Annotated in this window: 16 protein-coding genes, 2 rRNA genes and 1 pseudogene; 8 read left to right on the top strand and 11 right to left on the bottom strand. The window is 69.7% G+C overall.

Annotated features, from left to right (window positions below; all coding sequences use genetic code 11):
• Positions 1-44 precede the first annotated feature (44 nt).
• Positions 45-557, bottom strand: a complete 513-nt coding sequence (locus PV679_RS00095; RefSeq protein ID WP_319678078.1) for a DUF6912 family protein — start codon at positions 555-557, stop codon at positions 45-47.
• 450 nt (positions 558-1,007) lie between these two features.
• Here PV679_RS00095 and PV679_RS00090 point away from each other — a divergent pair.
• Positions 1,008-1,403, top strand: a pseudogene (locus PV679_RS00090) (Rv3235 family protein); the annotation flags it as partial.
• Positions 1,404-1,549: 146 nt separating this feature from the next.
• Here PV679_RS00090 and secA read toward each other — a convergent pair.
• Positions 1,550-4,375 (bottom strand): preprotein translocase subunit SecA, encoded by a 2,826-nt coding sequence (gene secA / locus PV679_RS00085; RefSeq protein WP_319678077.1) that lies wholly within the window; start codon positions 4,373-4,375, stop codon positions 1,550-1,552.
• A 242-nt stretch (positions 4,376-4,617) separates the two neighbouring features.
• Here secA and PV679_RS00080 point away from each other — a divergent pair, with 242 nt between their 5' ends.
• Both PV679_RS00080 and PV679_RS00075 read left to right on the top strand, forming a co-directional pair.
• On the top strand, positions 4,618-5,190 hold the full coding sequence (locus tag PV679_RS00080) for a GNAT family N-acetyltransferase (protein ID WP_319678076.1): 573 nt from the start codon (positions 4,618-4,620) through the stop codon (positions 5,188-5,190).
• A gap of 43 nt (positions 5,191-5,233) precedes the next feature.
• Positions 5,234-6,430 carry a winged helix-turn-helix domain-containing protein gene (locus tag PV679_RS00075; protein ID WP_319678075.1) on the top strand — a complete coding sequence of 399 codons (1,197 nt, stop codon included), beginning with the start codon at positions 5,234-5,236 and terminating at the stop codon, positions 6,428-6,430.
• 106 nt (positions 6,431-6,536) lie between these two features.
• Here the strand turns inward: PV679_RS00075 and PV679_RS00070 are convergent, their stop codons facing one another.
• From PV679_RS00070 to mtnA, 7 genes are all read right to left on the bottom strand, one after another.
• A complete protein-coding gene (locus tag PV679_RS00070) occupies positions 6,537-7,298 on the bottom strand; it encodes a response regulator transcription factor (RefSeq protein ID WP_319678074.1) in 762 nt (253 codons plus the stop codon).
• Positions 7,299-7,513: 215 nt separating this feature from the next.
• Positions 7,514-8,203: a ribosome hibernation-promoting factor, HPF/YfiA family gene (gene hpf / locus PV679_RS00065; RefSeq protein WP_319678073.1), complete on the bottom strand. Its 690-nt coding sequence runs from the start codon at positions 8,201-8,203 to the stop codon at positions 7,514-7,516.
• 314 nt (positions 8,204-8,517) lie between these two features.
• A complete protein-coding gene (locus tag PV679_RS00060) occupies positions 8,518-9,240 on the bottom strand; it encodes a phosphoribosyltransferase family protein (protein WP_319678072.1) in 723 nt (240 codons plus the stop codon).
• A gap of 173 nt (positions 9,241-9,413) precedes the next feature.
• Entirely contained in the window at positions 9,414-11,267 is a 1,854-nt protein-coding gene (locus PV679_RS00055) for an LpqB family beta-propeller domain-containing protein (RefSeq protein ID WP_319678071.1), read from the bottom strand.
• Positions 11,257-13,305 (bottom strand): MtrAB system histidine kinase MtrB, encoded by a 2,049-nt coding sequence (gene mtrB / locus PV679_RS00050; RefSeq protein ID WP_319678070.1) that lies wholly within the window; start codon positions 13,303-13,305, stop codon positions 11,257-11,259. Before mtrB ends, PV679_RS00055 begins: the two co-directional genes overlap by 11 nt.
• Before the next feature lies 1 nt (position 13,306).
• The gene (mtrA, locus tag PV679_RS00045; RefSeq protein WP_009333493.1) at positions 13,307-13,984 is read right to left on the bottom strand and encodes a two-component system response regulator MtrA; all 678 of its coding nucleotides are present in this window, start codon (positions 13,982-13,984) and stop codon (positions 13,307-13,309) included.
• Between the two features lie 800 nt (positions 13,985-14,784).
• The gene (gene mtnA / locus PV679_RS00040) at positions 14,785-15,951 is read right to left on the bottom strand and encodes an S-methyl-5-thioribose-1-phosphate isomerase (RefSeq protein WP_319678069.1); all 1,167 of its coding nucleotides are present in this window, start codon (positions 15,949-15,951) and stop codon (positions 14,785-14,787) included.
• 194 nt (positions 15,952-16,145) lie between these two features.
• Between mtnA and PV679_RS00035 the strand changes: the two genes are divergently transcribed.
• Genes PV679_RS00035 through PV679_RS00015 form a run of 5 tightly spaced genes read left to right on the top strand, consistent with a single transcriptional unit; the run spans position 16,146 to position 21,609 of the window.
• Positions 16,146-17,390, top strand: coding sequence for a glycerophosphoryl diester phosphodiesterase membrane domain-containing protein (locus tag PV679_RS00035; RefSeq protein ID WP_319678068.1), 1,245 nt, complete (start codon positions 16,146-16,148; stop codon positions 17,388-17,390).
• 4 nt (positions 17,391-17,394) lie between these two features.
• Positions 17,395-18,087 carry a DUF4129 domain-containing protein gene (locus PV679_RS00030; RefSeq protein ID WP_319678067.1) on the top strand — a complete coding sequence of 231 codons (693 nt, stop codon included), beginning with the start codon at positions 17,395-17,397 and terminating at the stop codon, positions 18,085-18,087.
• Positions 18,084-19,307 (top strand): DUF4350 domain-containing protein, encoded by a 1,224-nt coding sequence (locus PV679_RS00025; RefSeq protein WP_319678066.1) that lies wholly within the window; start codon positions 18,084-18,086, stop codon positions 19,305-19,307. The genes PV679_RS00030 and PV679_RS00025 overlap by 4 nt, the downstream gene beginning before the upstream one ends.
• Positions 19,304-20,287, top strand: a complete 984-nt coding sequence (locus PV679_RS00020; RefSeq protein ID WP_319678065.1) for a MoxR family ATPase — start codon at positions 19,304-19,306, stop codon at positions 20,285-20,287. Before PV679_RS00025 ends, PV679_RS00020 begins: the two co-directional genes overlap by 4 nt.
• Positions 20,288-20,298: 11 nt before the next feature.
• Positions 20,299-21,609, top strand: a complete 1,311-nt coding sequence (locus tag PV679_RS00015) for a DUF58 domain-containing protein (protein WP_319678064.1) — start codon at positions 20,299-20,301, stop codon at positions 21,607-21,609.
• A 122-nt stretch (positions 21,610-21,731) separates the two neighbouring features.
• On the opposite strand, the gene rrf is transcribed toward PV679_RS00015, so the two are convergent.
• Positions 21,732-21,848, bottom strand: a 5S ribosomal RNA gene (gene rrf / locus PV679_RS00010).
• 79 nt (positions 21,849-21,927) lie between these two features.
• Positions 21,928-22,005: ribosomal RNA gene (locus PV679_RS00005) — 23S ribosomal RNA — on the bottom strand; the annotation flags it as partial.

Here is a 22,005-nt window from a genome sequence, read left to right as displayed (position 1 = left end):
GCCGGGTCTGACAGCGGAGTTCGCCGACTCCCTCAGCGCGTCCGTCAGCCGAGGCCGATGAGGTTCGGGATCTCCTGGACGCCGTACCAGAGCAGCTCGTGGTCCTCCGCGCCGTCCACCGTGAACTGCGCGTCGTCGTCGCCGTGGTCCGCCGCCCCGAGCGCCGCCGCCGCGGCCGAGACGTCCTCGTCGGCGTCGTCGGAGTCGACATGCACCGCCGCCGCCTTCGCCAGCGCGACCGCCGAGGCGATCCGCACCTCACCCAGCGCGCCCGCGTCCAGCCCGCGGTCCGGGTCCGACACCGCTTCCCGGTCGGGCACGTCGACCGCGACGACCACCCGGCGGCGGGCCGCGCCCGGATCCGCCGCGAGCAGCCGGAGCGAGCCGGCCGCGGCCCGGCTGAGGGCCGCGTACTCCAGCTCCTCGATGTCGTCGGAGACGTACCACTCGCGCAGTCCGGGGGTCACCGCGTACGCGGTCAGCGGGCCTGGTCCCAGCTCGCCCGCCTTGTGCGCCTCGGCGAGACCAGGGAGGGTCAGGGGGACGTAGACGCGCATGAGCTGGCCGCTTTCGTAGTCGGAGGAGCACCTAAGGATACGTGCGGGAGTCCCTCTTCGGAGTGACGCTCACGGGCGCTCGGACGTCCACCGAGAACCGCGCACCGACCCGTCGCCGGGCCCGGCGACGGCCCGTGGACCACTCGGATAGGTGATTCAGCGGGCCCGCGCTCCGTCGGCGGACCCGCTTGCGGCGCTCCCCCCGAGCCCCGTAGAAGAACCCCAACAAAAGTTACCGCCCGGTATCCGAGCCGGGCGGGCAGAACGGGGGCGATCTGCGTGAGCACCACAGAGATGACCAGCACGGCCGGAACCACCACCTCCGGCCGCACCATGTCCGACCGCACCATGTCCGGCCGCACCAAGTCCGTCGGCACCACGTCCGACACCGGCGCCGCGGACCGCTCGGCGGCCAGGGTCGTCGCCGGTTCCAGGACGGCCGCCGCGCCACGGCCTCCGGGCCGGCGCGACCAGCGCCGTCCGGGCGCCGCCCGTCCGCCGCGGCGACCGTACATCCCGCCGCACGAACTCTTCGCGGAGCGCCTGCTCGCCGTCCTCAGCGGCGACCGCCCGGTGCACTGGATGCTCGGCCAGACCGTCGGTGAGGCGTACGAGCAGCTCGTCCGGCTCGCACCGGGCACTCCGCTCAGAACACGGGGCGTACGTCCCGTCGTCCGCACCTGCCGCGGCTTCCAGCCACGTCCCGGAGCCGTCGAGGCGTCCGCCAGCATCGCCGCGGGCGACCAGGTGCGCGCGATGGCCTTCCGGCTGGAACAGGGCGCCGATCTGCGCTGGCGGTGCGCCGCGGTCGAGCTCGGCGGCGAACGGACTCCGGCCGGCGCCTGAGCCAGGACATCCGGGATATTCAGGACATCCGAGACGCGAGGACGGGCCGGGGCGCACACAGCGAGTGCGCGCGCCCCGGCCCGTCAGGCCCTGTCACCGGCCCGGCTTCCCGGTCGTTCCGACCGGGCGGCCGGGCGGTCCTGCCGCTACTTCTTGCGGCGACGGCCGCTGTTGCCGCCCTTCTGCGCCTTGCGGCGCTCGGCGCGCGTCAGCCCGTCCGAAGTGGAGCGCGTCGGCCCGTCCGCGTTCTGGAAGTCACCTTCCACGATGCCGCCCTCGCCGTCCACCGTGGGAGCGGAGAAGTGCAGCCGGTCCGGGCGCTGCGGAGCGTCGAGCCCCTTGGCCCGGATCTCCGGACGGCCGCTGCCCGCGGGCACCGCGTCCTCCTTCGCCAGCGACGTGCGCTCGGCCGCGTCCTGCACCGGGACCTCCTCGACCTGCTGCTCGACCTGGACCTCCAGGTTGAACAGATAGCCGACGGACTCCTCCTTGATGCCCTCCATCATGGCGTTGAACATGTCGAAGCCCTCGCGCTGGTACTCGACCAGCGGGTCCTTCTGCGCCATCGCGCGGAGGCCGATGCCCTCCTGGAGGTAGTCCATCTCGTAGAGGTGCTCGCGCCACTTGCGGTCCAGGACGGACAGCACCACGCGCCGCTCCAGCTCACGCATGATGTCCGAGCCGAGCTGCTTCTCCCGGTCCTCGTACTGCTCGTGGATGTCGTCCTTGATGGACTCCGCGATGAACTCGGCGGTGATCCCGGCACGGTCGCCGGCCGCCTCCTCCAGCTCATCGACGGTGGCCTTCACCGGGTAGAGCTGCTTGAACGCGCTCCACAGCCGGTCCAGGTCCCACTCCTCGGCGAAGCCCTCGACGGTCTCCGCCTGGATGTACGCGTCGATCGTGTCGTCCATGAAGTGGCGCACCTGCTCATGCAGGTCCTCGCCCTCCAGGACCCGGCGGCGCTCGCCGTAGATGACCTCACGCTGCCGGTTGAGGACCTCGTCGTACTTCAGGACGTTCTTACGCGCCTCGAAGTTCTGCTGCTCGACCTGCGACTGGGCCGACGCGATGGCGCGCGTCACCATCTTGTTCTCGATCGGTACGTCGTCCGGCACATTGGCCATCGACATCACGCGCTCGACCATCTGCGCCTTGAACAGCCGCATCAGGTCGTCGCCCAGAGACAGATAGAAGCGGGACTCGCCCGGGTCGCCCTGACGTCCGGAACGGCCACGGAGCTGGTTGTCGATACGGCGCGACTCGTGCCGCTCGGTGCCCAGGACATAGAGCCCGCCGAGGTCCTTGACCTCTTCGAACTCGGCCTTGACCGCCTGCTCGGCCTTCTCCAGCGCGGCCGGCAGCGCCGCCGCCCACTCCTCGACATGCTCGACGGGGTCCAGGCCGCGCTGCCGCAGCTCCGCCTCCGCCAGGTCGTCGGGGTTGCCGCCGAGCTTGATGTCCGTACCACGGCCGGCCATGTTCGTGGCGACGGTGACGGCGCCCTTGCGGCCGGCCTGCGCGACGATCGTCGCCTCCCGGTCGTGCTGCTTGGCGTTGAGCACCTCGTGCTGCACACCGCGCTTGCTGAGCTGCTGCGAGAGGTACTCGGACTTCTCGACCGAGGTGGTGCCGACCAGGATCGGCTGACCCTTCTCGTGCTTCTCCGCGATGTCGTCGACGACCGCGGCGAACTTGGCGACCTCGGTGCGGTAGATCAGGTCGGACTGGTCCATGCGGACCATCGGCCGGTTCGTCGGGATCGGCACGACGCCCAGCTTGTAGATCTGGTGGAACTCGGCGGCCTCGGTCATGGCCGTACCGGTCATACCGGACAGCTTGCCGTAGAGGCGGAAGAAGTTCTGCAGGGTGATCGTGGCGAGGGTCTGGTTCTCGTCCTTGATGTCCACCCCTTCCTTCGCCTCGATCGCCTGGTGCATGCCCTCGTTGTAGCGGCGGCCCGCGAGGATACGGCCGGTGTGCTCGTCGACGATCATGACTTCGCCGTCGATGACGACATAGTCCTTGTCGTTCTTGAAGAGTTCCTTGGCCTTGATCGCGTTGTTCAGATAACCGACGAGCGGCGTGTTCACCGACTCGTAGAGGTTGTCGATGCCCAGCCAGTCCTCGACCTTCGCGACACCGGGCTCATGGATGGCGACGGTGCGCTTCTTCTCGTCGACCTCGTAGTCGCCGGTCTCCTCGATGCCCTTGAGCGGGTTGCCGGCCTCGCCCCTGGTGAGCCGCGTGACCAGCTTGGCGAAGTCGCCGTACCACTTCGTGGCCTGGTCGGCGGGGCCGGAGATGATCAGCGGCGTACGGGCCTCGTCGACAAGGATCGAGTCGACCTCGTCGACGATGGCGTAGTTGTGACCGCGCTGGACCAGCTCTTCCTGGGACCACGCCATGTTGTCGCGCAGATAGTCGAAGCCGAACTCGTTGTTCGTGCCGTACGTGATGTCGCAGGCGTACTGCTCACGGCGCTGCGCGGGCGACATATTGGCCAGGATGCAGCCGACTTCGAGGCCCAGGAACTTGTGGACGCGGCCCATCATGTCGGAGTCGCGCTCGGCCAGGTAGTCGTTCACCGTGATCAGGTGGACACCCTTGCCGGACAGCGCGTTGAGATAGGCGGGCAGCGTGCCGACGAGGGTCTTGCCCTCGCCGGTCTTCATCTCGGCGACATAGCCGAGGTGCAGCGCGGCGCCGCCCATGAGCTGGACGTCGTAGTGGCGCTGGCCAAGGACGCGCTTGGCCGCCTCGCGGACAGTCGCGAAGGCCTCGGGGAGCAGGTCGTCCAGGCTCTCACCGTCGGCGTAGCGCTCTTTGTACTCGTCGGTGAGCGCCCGCAACTCGGCGTCGGAGAGGGTCACGAAATCCTCTTCGATGGAGTTGACCTGGTCCGCGATGCGGTGCAGTTTGCGCAGGATCTTGCCTTCGCCTGCACGCATGAGCTTGTTGAAGACGGACACTGAGGCTGGTCTCCTTGCCGGTCGGGCCTGGCACGTGGGTCGTGGTACGGACACGGGCGCGGGCACGGCAGGCGGGCCCCACCGCAACGGCCATCGTAAGCGAGGACCCGCCCGCGCCGGGAGGGCCGCCGTCACGCAGGCCTGCCGTCACCCGGAAAGAGAACGCGCGGACCGCGCGGAAGGTGCCGGTGAGGTGCGAAAAGCATTCGTGTCGCCCGGCTTCCGCTCAGCAGAATCCGTCCATGGAACCTCTCACTCTCACGACGGAGCGCCTGCGGCTGCGCGCCTTCACGGCGGACGACACCGATCTCGTGTACGCCGTCTGCCAGGATCCCGACATCCAGCGCTGGACGACGATCCCGTCGCCGTACGAACGCCGGCACGCGGAGGACTTCACCGGACGGCTGGTCCCCGACGGCTGGCGGAACGACACGGAGTACACCTTCGCCGTGCAGCCGCGCGACGGCGGCCCGGTGGTCGCCGCCATCAGCCTGCACCATCCTCGCTCGGGCACCTGGGAGGTCGGCTTCTGGACCGCCAAGGAGCACCGGGGCCGCGGCTATATGGCCGAGGCCATGACGGCGCTGGCGCACTTCGCCTTCACGGCACTGGACGCGGTACGGCTGGAGTGGCGTGCCGAGGTCGGCAACACCGCCTCACGCGCGGTCGCGGAGAAGGCCGGCGCGGTGGTGGAGGGCGTCCTGCGCGGAGGGCTGCTCAACAAGGGCACCCTCCGCGACTGCTGGATCGGCGGGCTGCTGCCGTCCGATCTCGGGCTGCCGGGCGCCCACCCGTATCTGCCCGCACGGGGCTGATCCGCCGGACCGGTTGTCGGTGCCGCGGTCTATCGTGCGGTCCATGACGACTGTGCCGCCCGCCACCGCAGAGCTGTCCGCCGACGAGGCCCGCCGCATAGCCCTGCGCGCTCAAGGATTCCTCGGCGCCCCGGACCGGCGCGGTGGCGTCCGGGGCGTGCTGCGCCATCTCGGCGCCGTACAGCTCGACACGATCTCGGTGCTGGCCCGGTCGCACGAGCTGATCCCGTACGCGCGACTGGGCGCCGTCGGGCGCAAGACCGTCGAGGACGCCTACTGGACCCCGGCGCCGGACGGCGCGGCGCAGGCCCGGCCGCACGCCTTCGAATACTGGTCCCACGCGGCCTGTGTCCTGCCCATCGAGGAGTGGCCGCACTTCGCCTTCCGCCGCCGCGCCTACCGCGCGCACCCGAAGTGGTACCACGCTCTGCCGGCCGGCGCGTACGACGCGGTGCTCCGGCAGCTCCGTACGGAGGGCCCGCTGACCGCGACGGAACTGGGCGGCGCCAAGAACGGCGGCCCGTGGTGGGACTGGTCCGAGGCGAAGGTCGCCGTCGAGCGCGCGCTGATGTACGGCGAGGTCGTGTGCACCGGGCGGCGGAGCTGGAAGCGGGTCTACGACCTCGCGGAGCGGGCCGTTCCGGACGATCTCCTCCACGACGACCTGGACGACACGGAGTGCCTGCGCCGGCTCGTACGGCTCGCGGGCCAGTCCCTCGGCGTCGGCACGCGCGCCGATATCGCCGACTACCACCGCCTCAAGGGCGAGCAGGTCGACGCCGTGATCGCGGACTCGGGACTGGTCCCGGTGACGGTCGCGGGATGGGGAAAGCCCGCCTGGGCCGATCCGGAGGCACTGGCGACGGAGCCGCGCGGACGGCACCGTACGACGCTGCTGTCGCCGTTCGACTCCCTCGTCTGGGAGCGGGCCCGCACCGAGCGGATCTTCGGCTTCACTCACCGTCTGGAGGCCTATGTGCCGAAGCCGAAGCGGGTGTACGGCTACTTCGCGATGCCGCTGCTCTCCGGCGGCAGGCTGCTGGGGCGGGTCGATCCGGCGCGCGAGGGCAAGACCCTGGTGGCCAAGCAGGTGTCGCTGGACACTCCGAAGGCCGTACTTCCCATGGCCAAGGCGCTCTGGGAAGCGGCGGAGTGGGTCGGCTGCTCCGACGTCCGGGTGGAGCGGGTCGACGCACCGGAGCTGCGCGGTCCGCTGACGGCGGCGCTGGCCGCCGTCTGAGCGGGCGCGCCGGGGCCGCGACTCCTGCCGAAGAGCGGGACCGGAGGCCGAGAGCCGGACACCGAGGCCCGGCGGCGACCGCCGAAGGCGAGGAACTGCCGGGCCGTCAGCGGATTTCGAGAATCTTCTCCCGCATCGCATAGACCACGGCCTCCATCCTGGAGTGCAGTTGCAGCTTCTCCAGGATGTTGCGTACATGGTTCTTCACGGTGTTCTCCGAGATGAACAACTCCTTCGCGATATCGCGGTTGTTCATTCCCGTGGCGACCAGTTTGAGGACTTCCAGCTCACGGTCCGTCAGGCGCGGCGCCGGAACAAGTCTGCGCTCGTCGGTGCGCTGAATCATCGACTTGAACTCGGTCAGCAGCTTCGATGCCATGGACGGGCTGATCTGTGACTGGCCGTCGGCCACCGCGCGAATGGCGGTGGCGACCTCGTCGGTGGAAATCTCCTTGAGGAGATAGCCCGTCGCGCCCGCCTTGATCGCGTCGTAGAGATCGGCCTCCTCATCGCTGATCGTCAGCATGATGATCTTGGCACTCGGGGCCACCTCCTTGATGGAGGTGCAGGCTTCGATACCGCCGCGCTTGGGCATCCGGACATCCATCAGCACGATGTCCGGCAGCAGATCGGCGGCCTTGTCGACGGCCTCCGCTCCGTCGCCGGCCTCACCGACGACCTGGATGTCCTCCTCCTGGGCGAGGACGATCTCCAGACCTCTGCGGAAGAGCGCGTGATCGTCCACCACAAGGACCCGGATCGGCTCCTTGCCGGAGCCGTTCCGTTCCGCGTCGGCATCGGGTCCGGAGCCGCCGACCCGGTCGTCGGCATCGTTCCGGTTCTGCACCGGCCCGAAGCTGTCCGCCATCGTTCCTCCCCCTGAAGGCCATGGCCCGAGGTCATCAGAGCCGGCCAACCGCAGTTCGCAGACCACCTGTTGGCTTGCGACGCCATGATTTCATGCCGGGCGCCGGAGCGGTGATCCTTGCGCTCGCACAGTGGTGCCCCCGAGGGCGCGGAGGGCGCTCAGGGGCACCACCGAAGCACGGCTCTCAGCCGTCCCGGCCGTGTACCGGCCTGTGATCAGCCGCCGAGGGCGCCGCCGGCGCCGCCCGCTTCCGAACCGGCCAGTGGATCCGTCCTGAGGTGGATCACGCCGTAGTCGTAGGCGTGGCGCCGGTAGACGACGCTGGCTTCCTTCGTGTCGGAGTCGATGAACAGATAGAAGTCGTGCCCGACCAGTTCCATCTCGTAGAGCGCCTGGTCGAGGGTCATCGGTGCGGCGACATGGTTCTTCTCCCGGACCACCAGCGGTCCCTCGCCCTGCACCTCCAGCGAGCCGATCATCGTAGTGGGGACGGCGGCGGCGGCTTCCTCCGCCGCGGTCTCGCCGTTCGCGTTCAACTGGGCCACACCAGGAACGGCGTCGGGTACCTCGGACGCCGACAGACGCCCGAGGCCACGCCTGTTGTAACGCTTCTCGTGCTGCTTGCGCAGCCGCGCCTCCAACTTGCCGGTGGCCAGGTCGAGTGCCGCGTACGGATCGGCCGCGGCCGCCTCCGCGCGGATCACGGGGCCACGGGAGTGGAGCGTGATCTCCACCCGGTCGCACCGGTCGGCCTGTCGAGGGTTGGGCTCCTTGGACACCTCGACGTCGAGGCTGATCACCTTGCCGTCGAGCTTCTGGATCTTGTCCAGCTTCAGCTTCTCGGCCACGTGCTTGCGGAACCGCTCGGGCACCTCTGTCTTGCGGCCCTTGACGACGATGTCCACGCAGAACTCCGTTCCCGGATCACTCCGCCTCGCTGCGGAGTTACTCCCTGTTGCACCAGACCCCAGTAGTCACAGGAGCCTCGGACTTGGCGACTTTCACCTCTCCTCCCCCGTCGACAAGGTCCTCACTCCCACAAATTTCGAAGGTTCCGAAAACCGCCGAGGCACAGCGCTTCATTCCGTCAGTCATGGCTTCGGCCATTCCTTACAACCGAACATAGCTCCCCCGGACCGGTGTCGGCACCCGCTACCCGCACGTACCTCTCTTCGGCTGTTTTTCTTCCCTCTTTACCCGCAACGCCGAAAGATCCAAGTCAGTTCCGGTTTATTTCGAAAGAGAGAGGAGGCGCGGCGACAACCGCCGCGCTCATCTGTACGAACCCGGGAATGCCCGGTCCCACGGCGGCACGGAGTGCCCGCGCCGCCTCCACCAGCGAGGCGCCGGTCGTCATGAGGTCGTCGACCAGCACCACCCGGCCGCCCTCCAGCAGCCGCGCGCCGCCGACCGGCACCTCCAGCGCCCCGGTCAGATTCGCCTGCCTCTGGCGGGCGCCCAGTCCCGACTGATCCGCCACCGCGCGCCGCTGCCGCAACAGCGGCAGCACCCGGCAGGACCGGCCCGTACGACGCAGTTCCGCGGCGGCGGCCAGCGCGATCCTGCGGCCGGCGTCATGTCCGCGCGCCGCGACCGCGCGCCGCGTGGACGGCACCGGCACCAGCAGCAGCGGGCCCACGCCCGTGCCCGGCGGCGCTGCGGCCCGTACCGCTCCGGCCAGGGCCCGGCCCAGCGGCCCCGCCAGGCCGAGCGCGCCACGCTCCTTGTGCGCCAGCAGCACCGCCCGTACGGCGTCCTCGTACGGCGCCGCGGCATGGACCGCCGGCAGCCCCACCGGCTCGGGCGCCGGCCGCACCCGGCACGGCCACGTCCCGTACAGCGCCCGCCCGCAGTCCTCGCACAAAGGCGTCCTGGGACTGCCGCAGCCGCCACAGGCGACCGGCAGCACCAGGCCGGTGATCTCCCGCCACCACCCCCGCATGGGACACACTGTGCCAACGTCCGGGGCGCCCGGCCACCCCTGTGGACAACTCGGGCGTGTTTCAGAAGTCACGCCCGCTCCGCGACGCCCGGCACGGCCGGGCACCGGCCACCGGAGTGATCCGGAGTGATCCCGGTACGTCGCCGAAGCGATCCGGGCGGGGCGCGTATCCGTCAGCCGGGATAGACGGGCGACGAGCCCACCTTCACCAGGGTCTGCCAGTTCGCTCCGGTGGGCAGCCGTACGATCCCGGCGTCCTCGGAATCAGCCACCAGCGGCTGCCGGTCGTCGTCCGCCGCCGCGATACCCGTCACCTGGTTCAGGCCGGGCAGCACACCGGCCGCCGAGGTCGAGCCGTCGGTCTGCAGATAGCGCACCTGCTGCACACCGCCCTTTTCCTTGCCGACCACCACCAGCCGGCTCGGCCCGGCCCACGACACCGCGGTCACCGTCTCCATCTGCGGAGCCGCCGACCGAAGTTGCACCACGGACACCGTCGGATCGGACGCCGGGCCATGCCGCTCCACCCGTCCGATCTGCAAGGTGGTCCGCCCCTTCTCCGTCAGCAGCAGCGCGATCCGCACTCCGTCCGCCGACACCCGCAGCGCCTCGATACGCGCGCTGCCGAGCCCCTCGACCGGAACCTCCCGCGGAGTGCCCGCGCCTTCCTCGAACCACAGCAGGCGCGCCTTCGCGGGATCGCGGTCGGCGACCCACAGATCACCACGTCCGTCCCAGCTCGGCGCGGACAGCCTGTCCTCGGGCCGGCCGCCGTGACTCGACAGGAGCTCGTCGCCCAGCTCACTGTCCGAGAGGATGGACGACACATACAGTGCGCGGGCGTCGTCCGTGACTCCCGCCGCGTGTTTCTCGTCACGGGCCACCGCGACCGCGCCGAGCTTCACACCGCCGTCGCCGAACGGTCCGATGACACGCGTCCGGTCGACGGCTCCGTCACCGGAGGCATCCAGCAGCGACAGCCGTCCCTTGTCATCGACGAAGTAAGGATTGTCGGGACGGCCCGTGGTGCGGTCGGGCGCGAACTCCTCGGCCTGGTCACCACTCAGCACACAGAGCGAGGAACCGTCCGCCAGCAGCTCGACCTGACCGACCGGCGTGGCCGTCAGACCCCGCAGTGTGAAGAGCAACTGCGCCGCCATCCTCCGGCACTGCGGACGTCCCGCCTTGGACGCCTTGTCGTTCAGCGGCACCTTCAGCGCGTTCCGGTCGTCGAACTCCAGCGACGTCGTGCCCTTCTGAAGAGCCGTACCGGCGGGGAAAGGCGAGTCGACCACCGGCTTCAACCAGCTCGTCGGCCCGTCGAGCAGCACCTTGACCGCCTGTGTGACCGGGTCCATCCGGGTCGTCGGATCTATTCGCTGGCGGATGTACACAGGATCCGCGACCAGCCAGTTCTCACCGGAGGCGAAGTAGTACTTATTTACGGGCCGGTAGTTGCGCTGGAAATCCGACTCACCGAGCACCAGGCCCTGCGGCAGGCTGTCTATGCGCCATTCCTTGCCTTCCGAGCCGCCGCTGTTCTGCCGTACCAGCCGGATACGGCCGTTGTACTTGGTCGGCGCGAGCCACTCATAGGCATGCGAGGAATCCACGTCCGCGATCCGGTCGCCGTACAGCGGATACGTCAGGCTGGTGCTGTCGGTGCCGGACGGCTCCTTGGGCCCCGCCGGGTCGGGCGCGGCGCGCAGCACGGTCGTACCGGCCTCCGGCTGCCAGTTCCGCGCCGCCTGCTTCGTCAGATACTTCCTGGCCATCGTGAAGTCGGGATCGTCGCTGGTCATGGCCTCAAGGAAGCCGTCCACGATCTCGTCGGGCTCCGCCTTGTCCCTGGGCGGCACGGCATACACCCGTACCTGCGACTCGCCGGGCGCCGACGCCTTCACCGGCTCCACATCACCACTGTCCGGGATCGACGCGCATCCCGCCAGCAGCAAAGCGAGCGTCCCGAGCACGACCGGAACCCTCACCGCGCTTCTCCGGCCGTACCGACTGCGGTCAGCGCCCACGAATCGTGTCCTCCCGCTCCGGCGGAACCTGTAGTGCGGAGTCATCGGACTCGTCCTCCACGGGACGCTCGCCCGGCGGATACGCCACCACGCGGGCCCCGCTGCCCGGCAGCGCCGCCGGGTCGACCGCGGCCGTCGTACGGGGCGGCACAGGCAGCAGGGAAGGCACCGGCAGCGCCGACCGGTCCACCCGCGACTGGACCGGCACGCTCGCCAGCCGGTGCGCGCTCTCCTTGAGCTCCTGGGCGCCGGCCCGCTCGCGGTTGCGCCGGGAGTCCTCGGGCTCCAGCGGTATGGGCGAGCCGCGCAACGCCTCGTCCGCCGTGCGCGGCAGCGTCAGCCTGAACTGCGAGCCGCCTCCGGGCTCACCCCACGCCTGCAGCCAGCCGCCGTGCAGCCGCGCGTCCTCGACGGCGATCGACAGGCCGAGTCCGGTGCCTCCCGTGGTGCGGGCCCGAGCCGGATCGGCGCGCCAGAAACGGTTGAAGACCCGCGTGGCCTCTCCGGGCTTGAGGCCCACGCCGTAGTCCCGCACGGCGACCGCGACAGCCCCGCCCGCCACACCCATCCGGACGACGACATCCCTGCCCTCGCCGTGTTCGACGGCATTGACGACCAGATTGCGCAGCACCCGCTCGACCCGGCGGGCATCGGCCTCCGCGACGACGGGCTGTTCGTCCCCGAGGACACGGATCCGGCTGCCCTTGCGCTCGGCCAGCGGTTCGGCGCCGCCGATGACCCGGCGTACGACCTCACGGAGATCTATCGGCTCGGCCTCCAGCGCCGCCGCGCCCGCGTCGAACCGGCTGATTTCCAGCAGGTCGGAAAGAAGCGACTCGAAGCGGTCGAGCTGGTCCCCGAGCAGTTCGGCAGAGCGCGCCGTCACAGGATCGAAGTCACCGCGCGCCTCATGGATGACGTCGGCGGCCATCCGTACGGTCGTCAGCGGGGTGCGCAGCTCGTGCGACACGTCCGAGACGAAGCGCCGCTGCATCCTGGAGAGCTCCTCCAACTGCTGGATCTTGAGCTGCAGATTCTGCGCCATCTTGTTGAATGCCTCACCGAGGCGGGCGATGTCGTCCTCACCGGTGACCTTCATCCGCTCCTGAAGGCGTCCGGTGGAGAGCCGCTCGGCAATCCCCGCGGCCATCCGCACGGGCGTGACGACCTGGCGCACCACCAGCCAGGCGATGGCTCCGAGCAGAACGACCACAAAGAGCCCGGCCGTGGCGAGAGTCCCCTTGACCAGGTTGAGCGACTGCTCCTCCTGGGTCAGCGGGAAGAGGTAGTAGAGCTCGTACGCGTTGCCGTCGACGTCATTCAGCCGCTTGCCGACGATCAGCCCCGGCTCCGACTCCCGGTCGTCCGTGGCACCGGTGTAGGTGATCTGGGCGTATGTCTCGAAGGGCCCGGTGCCCTGCGCGAGCGCGGACCGCAGATCGGCGGGAACGCTGGCCAGGTCGACTCCGCCCGAGACCCGGGGAGCACGGCTGGTGGAGGCGGCGTCCTCCGAGTCGGGACTCAGCGCCACCACATTGAAGGCACCGGGACCGCCGCTGGCGAGCTGTTCGACGAGGTCGGACCGCCAGTTGACGGAGTTCCTGCCCGGCCTGCCGCTCGCGCCGTCGTCCTCCCGGCCGCCGGGCGCCGCCGTCGCGTCGGCCTTCTCCTTCGCGACGGTGAAGCCGCCCGCCGCCTGGCTCTGAGCCGCCTTCTCCTTGGCTTCGAGCAGACCGTTGCGCACCTGGCCGATGACGACGAAGCCGAGCAGCAGCACCACTCCGAGCGACATCAGCAGCGTGCCGGCGACAACCCTGAGCTGGATGTTCCGCCGCCACAGCCGGACGGCCGGCAGCAGCGGACGCCTCACCCAGCGCACCAGGAGCCGCAGCACCGGTCCGCCCGGCGAACCGTCCTGGAGCAGCCGGTCGCCCCGGAACAGCCGGCCGAACCTCCAGAACGCATGGCCCGGCCCGGCAGCCCGCTCCGCACGGACTCCCGGCTCCCCGGGTTTCGGAGCAGCGCTGCCACCGGCCATCTCAGCTCGGTCCCGCCTTGTAGCCGACACCCCGGACGGTCACCACGATCTCCGGCCGCTCGGGGTCCTTCTCGACCTTGGAGCGCAGCCGCTGAACATGGACATTGACCAGCCGGGTGTCCGCCGCGTGGCGGTAGCCCCAGACCTGCTCCAGGAGCACCTCACGGGTGAACACCTGCCACGGCTTACGGGCCAGCGCGACCAGCAGGTCGAACTCCAGCGGCGTCAGGGCGATCGACTGCCCGTCCCGCTTCACCGAGTGACCCGCCACGTCGATGACCAGATCGCCTATGGCCAGTTGCTCAGGCGCAGGCTCCTCCGACCGCCGCAGCCGCGCCCTGATCCGGGCCACCAGCTCCTTGGGCTTGAACGGCTTGACGATGTAGTCGTCGGCCCCGGATTCCAGCCCGACCACCACATCAACCGTGTCGCTCTTGGCCGTGAGCATGACGATGGGCACTCCGGACTCAGCCCTGATGAGCCTGCACACCTCGATGCCGTCCCGGCCGGGCAGCATGAGATCCAGCAGCACCAGATCCGGCTTCGCCTCACGGAAGGCGGCAAGCGCCTTGTCACCGTCAGCTACGAACGACGGCTCGAACCCTTCACCACGCAGCACAATGCCGAGCATCTCGGCCAGTGCGGTGTCGTCATCGACGACAAGGACGCGTCCCTTCATACCGACATCATCCCATTTTCATTTCCGTTGAGTAGACATGCGTGACCCAGCTCACCGACCGGCGGCGATGTGCCGATGCCCGTCACTGACCGCTGTCGTCCGCTGCCGTTGATGTCAACCACTGATGTCCAACCCGTCACCATCGATCCGGGCCCCGGCCGGCTGTCACAGCGCCGTCCCGTCCCCGTCCCGCCTCCCGTCGCTCCCACACCGTAGTGGAGCAGCGGGCACTTCCGGACTCTGAGACCCGGCCCGTCCGCCGGGTCCTGTCCTGGACGGCCCGGTGGTGGACTCCGGGATCGGCACGACGGAGATCGGCCCTCCCGATGTCCTCAGAGGCATCCGGACCGGGGCACACCGCTCCGTGTGCCCTCGTAGCGAAACGCACCCGCCGGTCGCCGTTCTCCTGACAGGACCTCAGAGACCCATCGTCCGCAGGTCAGTTGGACGGCTCTCGACCTTGTCGAAGCCCTATGGCCCCGGTTCGGCCCCTGGCGGCGCACGCGAGCACACCGCTGGGCTCAGCTCGGCGCTGCTCCTCCCGCGTAGCCGACCGACACATCCGCGATGACATCGAGAGCGGTGGACGCCCAACTCTTCATCGTGCTTCGGGTCGTGCTCACGGTCTCCCTCCGAGTCGGTCTCATCGTCTGCGGGGCCGGACAGAACGGCTGCCACCTACGTGAGGCCGACGGCGGCGAGGAGGAACAGGACGAGACCCGGCAGAGCCGGCCTCGACCCAGCGGCGTCACACGGCCCCTCTTCCACGTGTCAGCGCAGACAGTGGCCGCGTCCGTCGCTCAGCTCGACGTCGTCCCACGGGCTGTCGTTGCCTGGCGTGTCCTGGCACACAGCTCCGCGATTCCGTCCCCGGTGACCGGAGACAGCGCGCCGTTCTCGGTGACGATGGCCGTCACCAGTTCCGGAGGCGTGATGTCGAAGGCCGGGTTGTACGCCTGCGTTCCCAGCGGCGCCACCAGTATCCCGCCGCCACCGTCCACTCCCGCAACCGCCGACCGCGGCGCCGTGAACTCCGTCACCTCCTGACCGGGCCGCTGCTCCACCTCGATCGACGCACCGTCCGGGCATTCGAGATCGATCGTCGTGGTGGGGGCGACCACGACGAACGGCACATGGTGGTACTTGGCCAGCACGGCAAGCGGATAGCTTCCGACCTTGTTCGCCACCGAGCCGTCGGCGGCGATCCGGTCCGCCCCGATCAGGACGGCGTCCACCTCTCCCGCCGCGAAGAGGGAGCCGGCCGCGTTGTCCGTGAGCAATGTGTACGCCATCCCACTGCGGGCCGCCTCATACGCCGTCAGCCGGGCGCCCTGCAGGAGCGGACGTGTCTCGTCCACCCACAGGCGCCGCAGCCGGCCGGCCCTGTGGGCCGACAACGCCACGGCGAACGCCGTGCCCTCGCCACCCGAGACGAGTGCTCCGGTATTGCAGTGCGTCAAGATCCGGTGCCCGCCACCCGGCAGCAGTTCGTCCAGGAGCGCGAGCCCCATCGCCGCCATCCGCGTGCTGGCCTCGGCATCCTCCCGGTGCAGCTCTCTGGCTTCGGCGAGCGCCGCGGCGGCCGCCTGCTCCAGATCCGCTCCCTTGTCGACCGCGGAGCGGTACGCGTCACGTGCCCGCCGCACCCCGTACCCGAGGTTCACCGCGGTGGGCCTCGCCTGTGCGAGCTGCTCCGCCGCATCCTCCACGTCATAGCCCCGCACCGCGGCCAGGGCCACGCCGTAGGCGCCCGCGAGACCCAGCAGCGGCGCCCCACGCACCGCCAGCGTCCGGATCGCCCCCACCAGAGCGGGCACATCCGTGCAGACCAGCTCGGCTTCCTCCACCGGAAGGCGCGTCTGGTCGAGAAGCACCAGTACGGGCCCCTCCGGAGGCTCGTCCCAGCGAAGTGACGGGAGCATGGACGGCTCTGCGCCGACCGCGTTTTGTGCGTACTGATCAGCCATCCGCCCAGTCTGCCCGCTGCGCCACCGACAAAGAAGGTGAGCACGACCGCGACAAGGGCATACGGTCCCCGGTCCACCAGGACGCCACCCGTGGCACGATGGCTGCCGGACCGCCGCTCTGCTTCGCGGACAGGCGCCGCTGAAGCGCCGGCTCGCCGAGCCGGATCCCCAACCAATCCACGAGGTGGACGACCGTGAACGACACTCCGGGCTGGGCCTCGCCCGGATCCGCCCCGTCCGACGGCCAGGACGCCACCGTGCCCAGGCCCGCCGAACCAGCCGACGACACCGGCTCTCCTTCCAAGTGGTCCAGCGCCCAGCCGCCGCCCGGACAGTGGTCGCCGCCCAGCGCTCCTGGCGCGGGCCCCGCCACGCCCAGGCCCGCACCGGGCTGGGGCGGTGGTGGTCCCGCCCAGGGCGGCGGTGGACAGGGCGGAGGCTGGGGCCGTCCGCCCGCGGCCAAGCCCGGGGTGATCCCGCTCCGTCCTCTCGGTGGACTGGAGATCCTCGACGGAGCGGTGTCCACCCTGCGCGCCCACTGGCGCACGGTGCTGGGCGTCACCATCGCCGTCGCCGTGGTCTCGCAGATCGGCGACATACTCGTCCAGCGCTATCTCCTTCCCGAGCCGGTGGAGGCCGATCCCAACGCGAGCCCGTCGGAGGCCCTGCGGCAGGCCGGGGACGCGGCCCAGTCGAGCCTTCTGGGCCTGGCGCCGTCGCTGGCCATCACACTGATCGGCACCCTCTTCACCACAGCGGTACTCACCGTGGTCGTCAGCCGCTCCGTGCTGGGACGCACCGTCACTCTCTCGGAGGCCTGGGCCGAGGCCCGGCCCCGCCTCCCCCAGCTTCTGGGCCTGACCTTGCTGCTGCCGCTGATGAGCGCCGCCGTCATGGCCGTCGGCATCGTCCCCGGCCTTGTGCTGGGGTCCGCCGCGGGAGTCGCGCTCTCCCTGCTCGGCGGGCTCGCGGCATTCGTCGTCATCGTCTGGCTGATGGTCCGCTTCAGCCTGGCCTCGCCGGCCCTCATGCTGGAACGGCAGGGTGTGCTGGCGTCCATCCGCCGCTCCGCCAAGCTCGTGAACGGCGCCTGGTGGCGCACCTTCGGCGTGCTGGCCCTGACGATGCTGCTGACCTTCCTGGTCTCCATGGTCATCGCGGTGCCGTTCGCCATCGTCGCCGCAGCGGTCGACAGTGACGGCCTCAGCGGCCTGATCTCGAACACCGGCCCGGACTTCGGATGGCCCTCGCTGATCATCACCGGCATCGGCACGGTGATCGCTTCCGCGCTCACCTACCCGATCTCCGCCGGGGTGACCGTCCTCCTCTATGTGGACCAGCGCATCCGTCGCGAGGCCCTCGACCTCGAACTGGCACGGGCCGCCGGTGTTCCCGGCTACGGCTCCGACCGGTCGGGCCCCGACGCCTCCAGGGACTGACGCGGTGTTCATCACGGGGGGCGTGACAACAGCACGGCTGATGCTCGGCGCAAGCGACGACGTACCGGTGGACACTCCCCGTCTCCCCGCCCGTGAGGCGGCGGAGCGGGAGCTGTCCAAGCCGATGTACCACGAGAACGACCCGAATCTCCTCCAACGCGCACTCGACAGCTTCTGGGAGTGGATCGGCAAGGTCTTCGACTCCCTTTCCGGCGCCGCCCCGGGCGGTCCACTCGGTCTTGTCGTCATCGCACTGATCGTCATGGCCCTTTTCGCCGCGCTCTTCTGGCGTCTCGGGACCCCTCGCCGCGTACCCGGCAGCGCGGGCGGCTCGCTGTTCGACGACGGACCCCAGAGCGCCGCGGAACACCGCGCCACCGCCGAAACACACGCGGCCGCCGGCCGCTGGAACGAAGCCGTCCAGGAGCGGATGCGTGCCATCGTCCGCTCCCTGGAGAAACGGGTCCTGCTCGTCCCGCGCCCGGGCCGCACCGCGGACGAGGCCGCCTCCGAAGCCGGGCGCCAGCTTCCCGCCCAGGCGGACCGGCTTCGCACGGCCGCCAGGGAGTTCGACGACGTCACATACGGAGGCCGCACCACCGACCAGCAGACATATCTCCGTCTGCGCGCACTCGACCTCGACCTGGAACAGGCGAGGTCGCGGCTCAGCGCCACGGCCGGAGGAACGGCCGAGTGAACGCCACGACCAGCTCCACCTCGGTCTCCCCAGGCGTCCGTCAGATCTGGACCCGTGGCCGCGGACTCCTCCTCGCGCTCGTGATTCTTCTGGCAGCGGGAACCGCGATGGCCGCTCTGCGCTCCGGCGACCAGCACGGCCGGCTCGACCCGCGCTCCGCCGACCGTTTCGGCAGCCGCGCCACCGCCGAACTGCTCAAGGACAGCGGGGTCTCCATCGATGTCGCGACCACGCTGACCGAGGCCACGGCCACCACCGGCCCGGACACCACGCTGCTGGTCACCAACCCCGACCTGCTGACCCGCGACCAACAGCGGTCCCTGCGCGACGCGACGGCGGCCACCGGAGGACGCACCGTGCTGCTCGGCGCCGGACCGCCCTCCGTCGATCTCCTGGCCCCCGGCGTGCGTACGAACACCCCGGCACCGGTCTCCGCCCGTGCTCCCGGCTGTTCGCTGCCCGCCGCCGGCCGCGCGGGCACGGTCGACATCGGCGGTGAGCGCTATCTCACCACCTCGCCCGACGCCGACGGCTGCTACATGAGTGACGGTCTGCCGACCCTGCTCAGAATCGCCGGCACCAATACCGGCACGGACACGGACACGGACACAGACGCCGGTGACACGGTGCTGCTCGGCTCTCCTGATCTCCTCTACAACGACCGCCTCGACAAACGGGGCAACGCGTCGCTCGCCCTGCAACTCCTCGGATCCCGGCCCCATCTCGTCTGGTACCTCCCTTCACTCGGTGATGCCGCTGCCTCCGGAGGCAGCGGCGACGACAGCGGCAGCGGCTTCCTGGATCTGATCCCTTCCGGCTGGCTCTGGGGCACCTTCCAGCTCTTCCTCGCCGCGGTGCTGGCCGCCGCCTGGCGTGCCCGCAGGCTGGGCCCGCTCGTGGCCGAACAACTCCCCGTCGCCATCCGGGCCTCGGAGTCCACGGAGGGCCGCGCACGCCTCTACCGCAGGGCGAACGCCAGGGATCGCGCCGCCGCGGTCCTGCGCTCGGCGACCCGCGACCGCCTCGCTCCCCTCCTGGGCGTCTCCGCTGCCGACGCCCACTCCCCGGAAGCCCTGGTCTCCGCCGTATCGGCCCGGCTCCCGGACACCACTCTCGACCTCCGTACTCTGCTCTTCGGCCCGGCCCCGGCCGGCGACACCGCTCTCCTCCGCCTGGCGGACCAACTCGACGCCCTCGAAAGAGAGGTACGCACCTCATGAGTGCCCCGACCACAGAGACCGCTGAGAGCTCGGACAGCGCCCGCGCTTCCCTGGAGGCCCTGCGCACCGAGATCGCGAAGGCGGTGGTCGGCCAGGACCCCGCCGTCACCGGGCTTGTCGTCGCTCTTCTCTGCCGCGGCCATGTCCTCCTGGAAGGAGTCCCCGGCGTCGCGAAGACCCTTCTCGTCCGGGCACTCGCCGCGTCCCTCGAACTCGACACGAAGCGTGTCCAGTTCACTCCTGATCTGATGCCGGGCGACATCACCGGGTCCCTTGTCTACGACGCCCGAACCGCAGAGTTCTCCTTTCAGCCCGGTCCTGTTTTCACCAATCTGCTGATCGCAGACGAGATCAACCGCACGCCGCCCAAGACCCAGTCGGCACTTCTGGAAGCGATGGAAGAACGCCAGGTCACGGTAGATGGCACGCCGCGCTCACTGCCCGATCCATTCTTGGTCGCGGCCACCCAGAACCCGGTCGAATACGAAGGCACCTACCCTCTCCCCGAGGCCCAGCTCGACCGCTTCCTCCTCAAACTGACCGTCCCGCTCCCCACCCGCGATGACGAGATCAACGTCCTGAACCGCCACGCGGAAGGCTTCAATCCGCGTGACCTCCAAGCCGCAGGGGTGCGACCCGTCGCCGGGCCCGCCGACCTGGACGCGGCTCGCGCCGCGGTGGCCAAGACCGCTGTCTCGCCCGAGATAGCGGGCTACATCGTCGATATCTGCCGTGCCACTCGTGAATCCCCCTCACTCGCACTGGGCGTCTCCCCACGAGGCGCCACCGCCCTGCTCTCCACCGCACGCGCCTGGGCCTGGCTCACCGGCCGTGACTATGTCATCCCGGACGATGTGAAGGCCCTGGCCCTTCCCACGCTCCGTCATCGCGTCCAGCTCCGGCCCGAGGCCGAAATGGAGGGAGTCACCGCCGACTCCGTCATCACCGCGATCCTCGCCCATGTCCCCGTCCCCCGATGAGACGGTGAACCGTGGCCCTCACCGGACGAACCGCTCTCCTCGCCGCCCTCGGCTCTCTCCCCGTCGGCGTCCTGGCACCTAGCTGGGCGGGCATCCTCGCCGTCAACGCACCGCTCTCGATAGCAATTCTGTGCGACTACGCCCTCGCCGCACCAGTGCGAACGCTCCGATTCACCCGAAGTGGTGATACGTCAGTTCGACTCGGCGAAGGCGCAGAGGTCCATCTCACCGTCACCAACCCATCGGGCCGCCGTCTTCGCGCACATCTTCGCGACGCGTGGCCACCGAGTAGCTGGCTCGCCGGTTCCGAACAGTCCGCGTCCCGCCACACGCTGACGGTCCCGCCGGGTGAACGCCGACGGCTCACCACGTTTCTCCGCCCCACGCGCCGCGGCGACCGGCACGCGGAACTCGTCACTGTTCGCTCGTTCGGGCCGATGGGCCTGATATCCCGCCAGGGCAACCATGAGGTTCCGTGGACCGTCCGCGTGCTGCCGCCCTTCACGAGCCGCAAACACCTGCCGTCCAGACTCGCTCGGCTGCGGGAGCTGGACGGTCGTACCAGTGTGCTCACACGCGGCGAGGGCACCGAGTTCGACAGCCTCCGCGCCTATGTGCCCGGGGACGACACCCGGTCCATCGACTGGCGGGCGACCGCACGGCGGCAGACGGTCGCTGTACGGACCTGGCGGCCCGAGCGCGACCGGCACATCCTCGTCGTGCTCGACACCGGCCGCACCTCGGCCGGCCGGGTGGGCGACGTACCTCGCCTCGATGCGGCCATGGACGCCACGCTTCTCCTCACCGCGCTCGCCTCACGCGCGGGCGACCGCGTGGGCCTCCTTGCCTATGACCGCCGAACGCGTGCGCAGGTGCAGGGCCGCTCCGCAGGAGATGTGCTGCCCGCAGTCGTGAACGCGCTGACACCGCTTGAGCCCGAGCTCGTGGAAACGGACGCTCGCGGGCTCAGCTCGGCCGTGCTGAGGAGCGCACCGCGTCGTTCGCTGATCGTGCTGATCACGAGCCTCGACACAGCGCCCATTGAGGAAGGGCTCCTGCCGGTCCTCTCCCAGCTCACTCAACGGCATACGGTCGTGGTCGCCTCGGTCGCCGATCCCCACATCGAGAAGATGAGCGCGGGCCGGGGCACAGTGGACGCGGTCTACGAGGCTGCCGCCGGCACACAGGCACAGGTCCAGCGCCGCCGTACGGCGGAACAGTTGCAGCGTTATGGCGTCACCGTCGTGGACGCCACCCCGGACAAACTGGCTCCGGCTCTCGCCGACGCGTATCTCGCCCTGAAGGCCGCGGGCCGCCTCTGAGACGGAGCGGTGTGGGCAGTCGGCAGAGATGCGGACCGCCCACACCGCAAAGGCACTCGTAAATTGGCCTTGAACGCAGGAATGCCCTGTACCTAAAGGCACAGGGCATTCCCACAACAATTGTTCGGCAGCGTCCTACTCTCCCACAGGGTCCCCCCTGCAGTACCATCGGCGCTGTGAGGCTTAGCTTCCGGGTTCGGAATGTAACCGGGCGTTTCCCTCACGCAATGACCACCGAAACACTATGAAAATATCGAACACCGGACAACAACACAGCCGTTCGTTACTTCAGAACTAACACAGTGGACGCGAGCAACTGAGGACAAGCCCTCGGCCTATTAGTACCAGTCAGCTTCAACCGTTACCGGTCTTCCACATCTGGCCTATCAACCCAGT

It is taken from the genome of Streptomyces sp. AK02-01A, assembly GCF_033795305.1.
In the GTDB taxonomy this organism is placed as follows: domain Bacteria; phylum Actinomycetota; class Actinomycetes; order Streptomycetales; family Streptomycetaceae; genus Streptomyces.
Note: the sequence above shows the minus strand (reverse complement) of the source record. Positions and strands in the feature narration are given on the sequence as shown.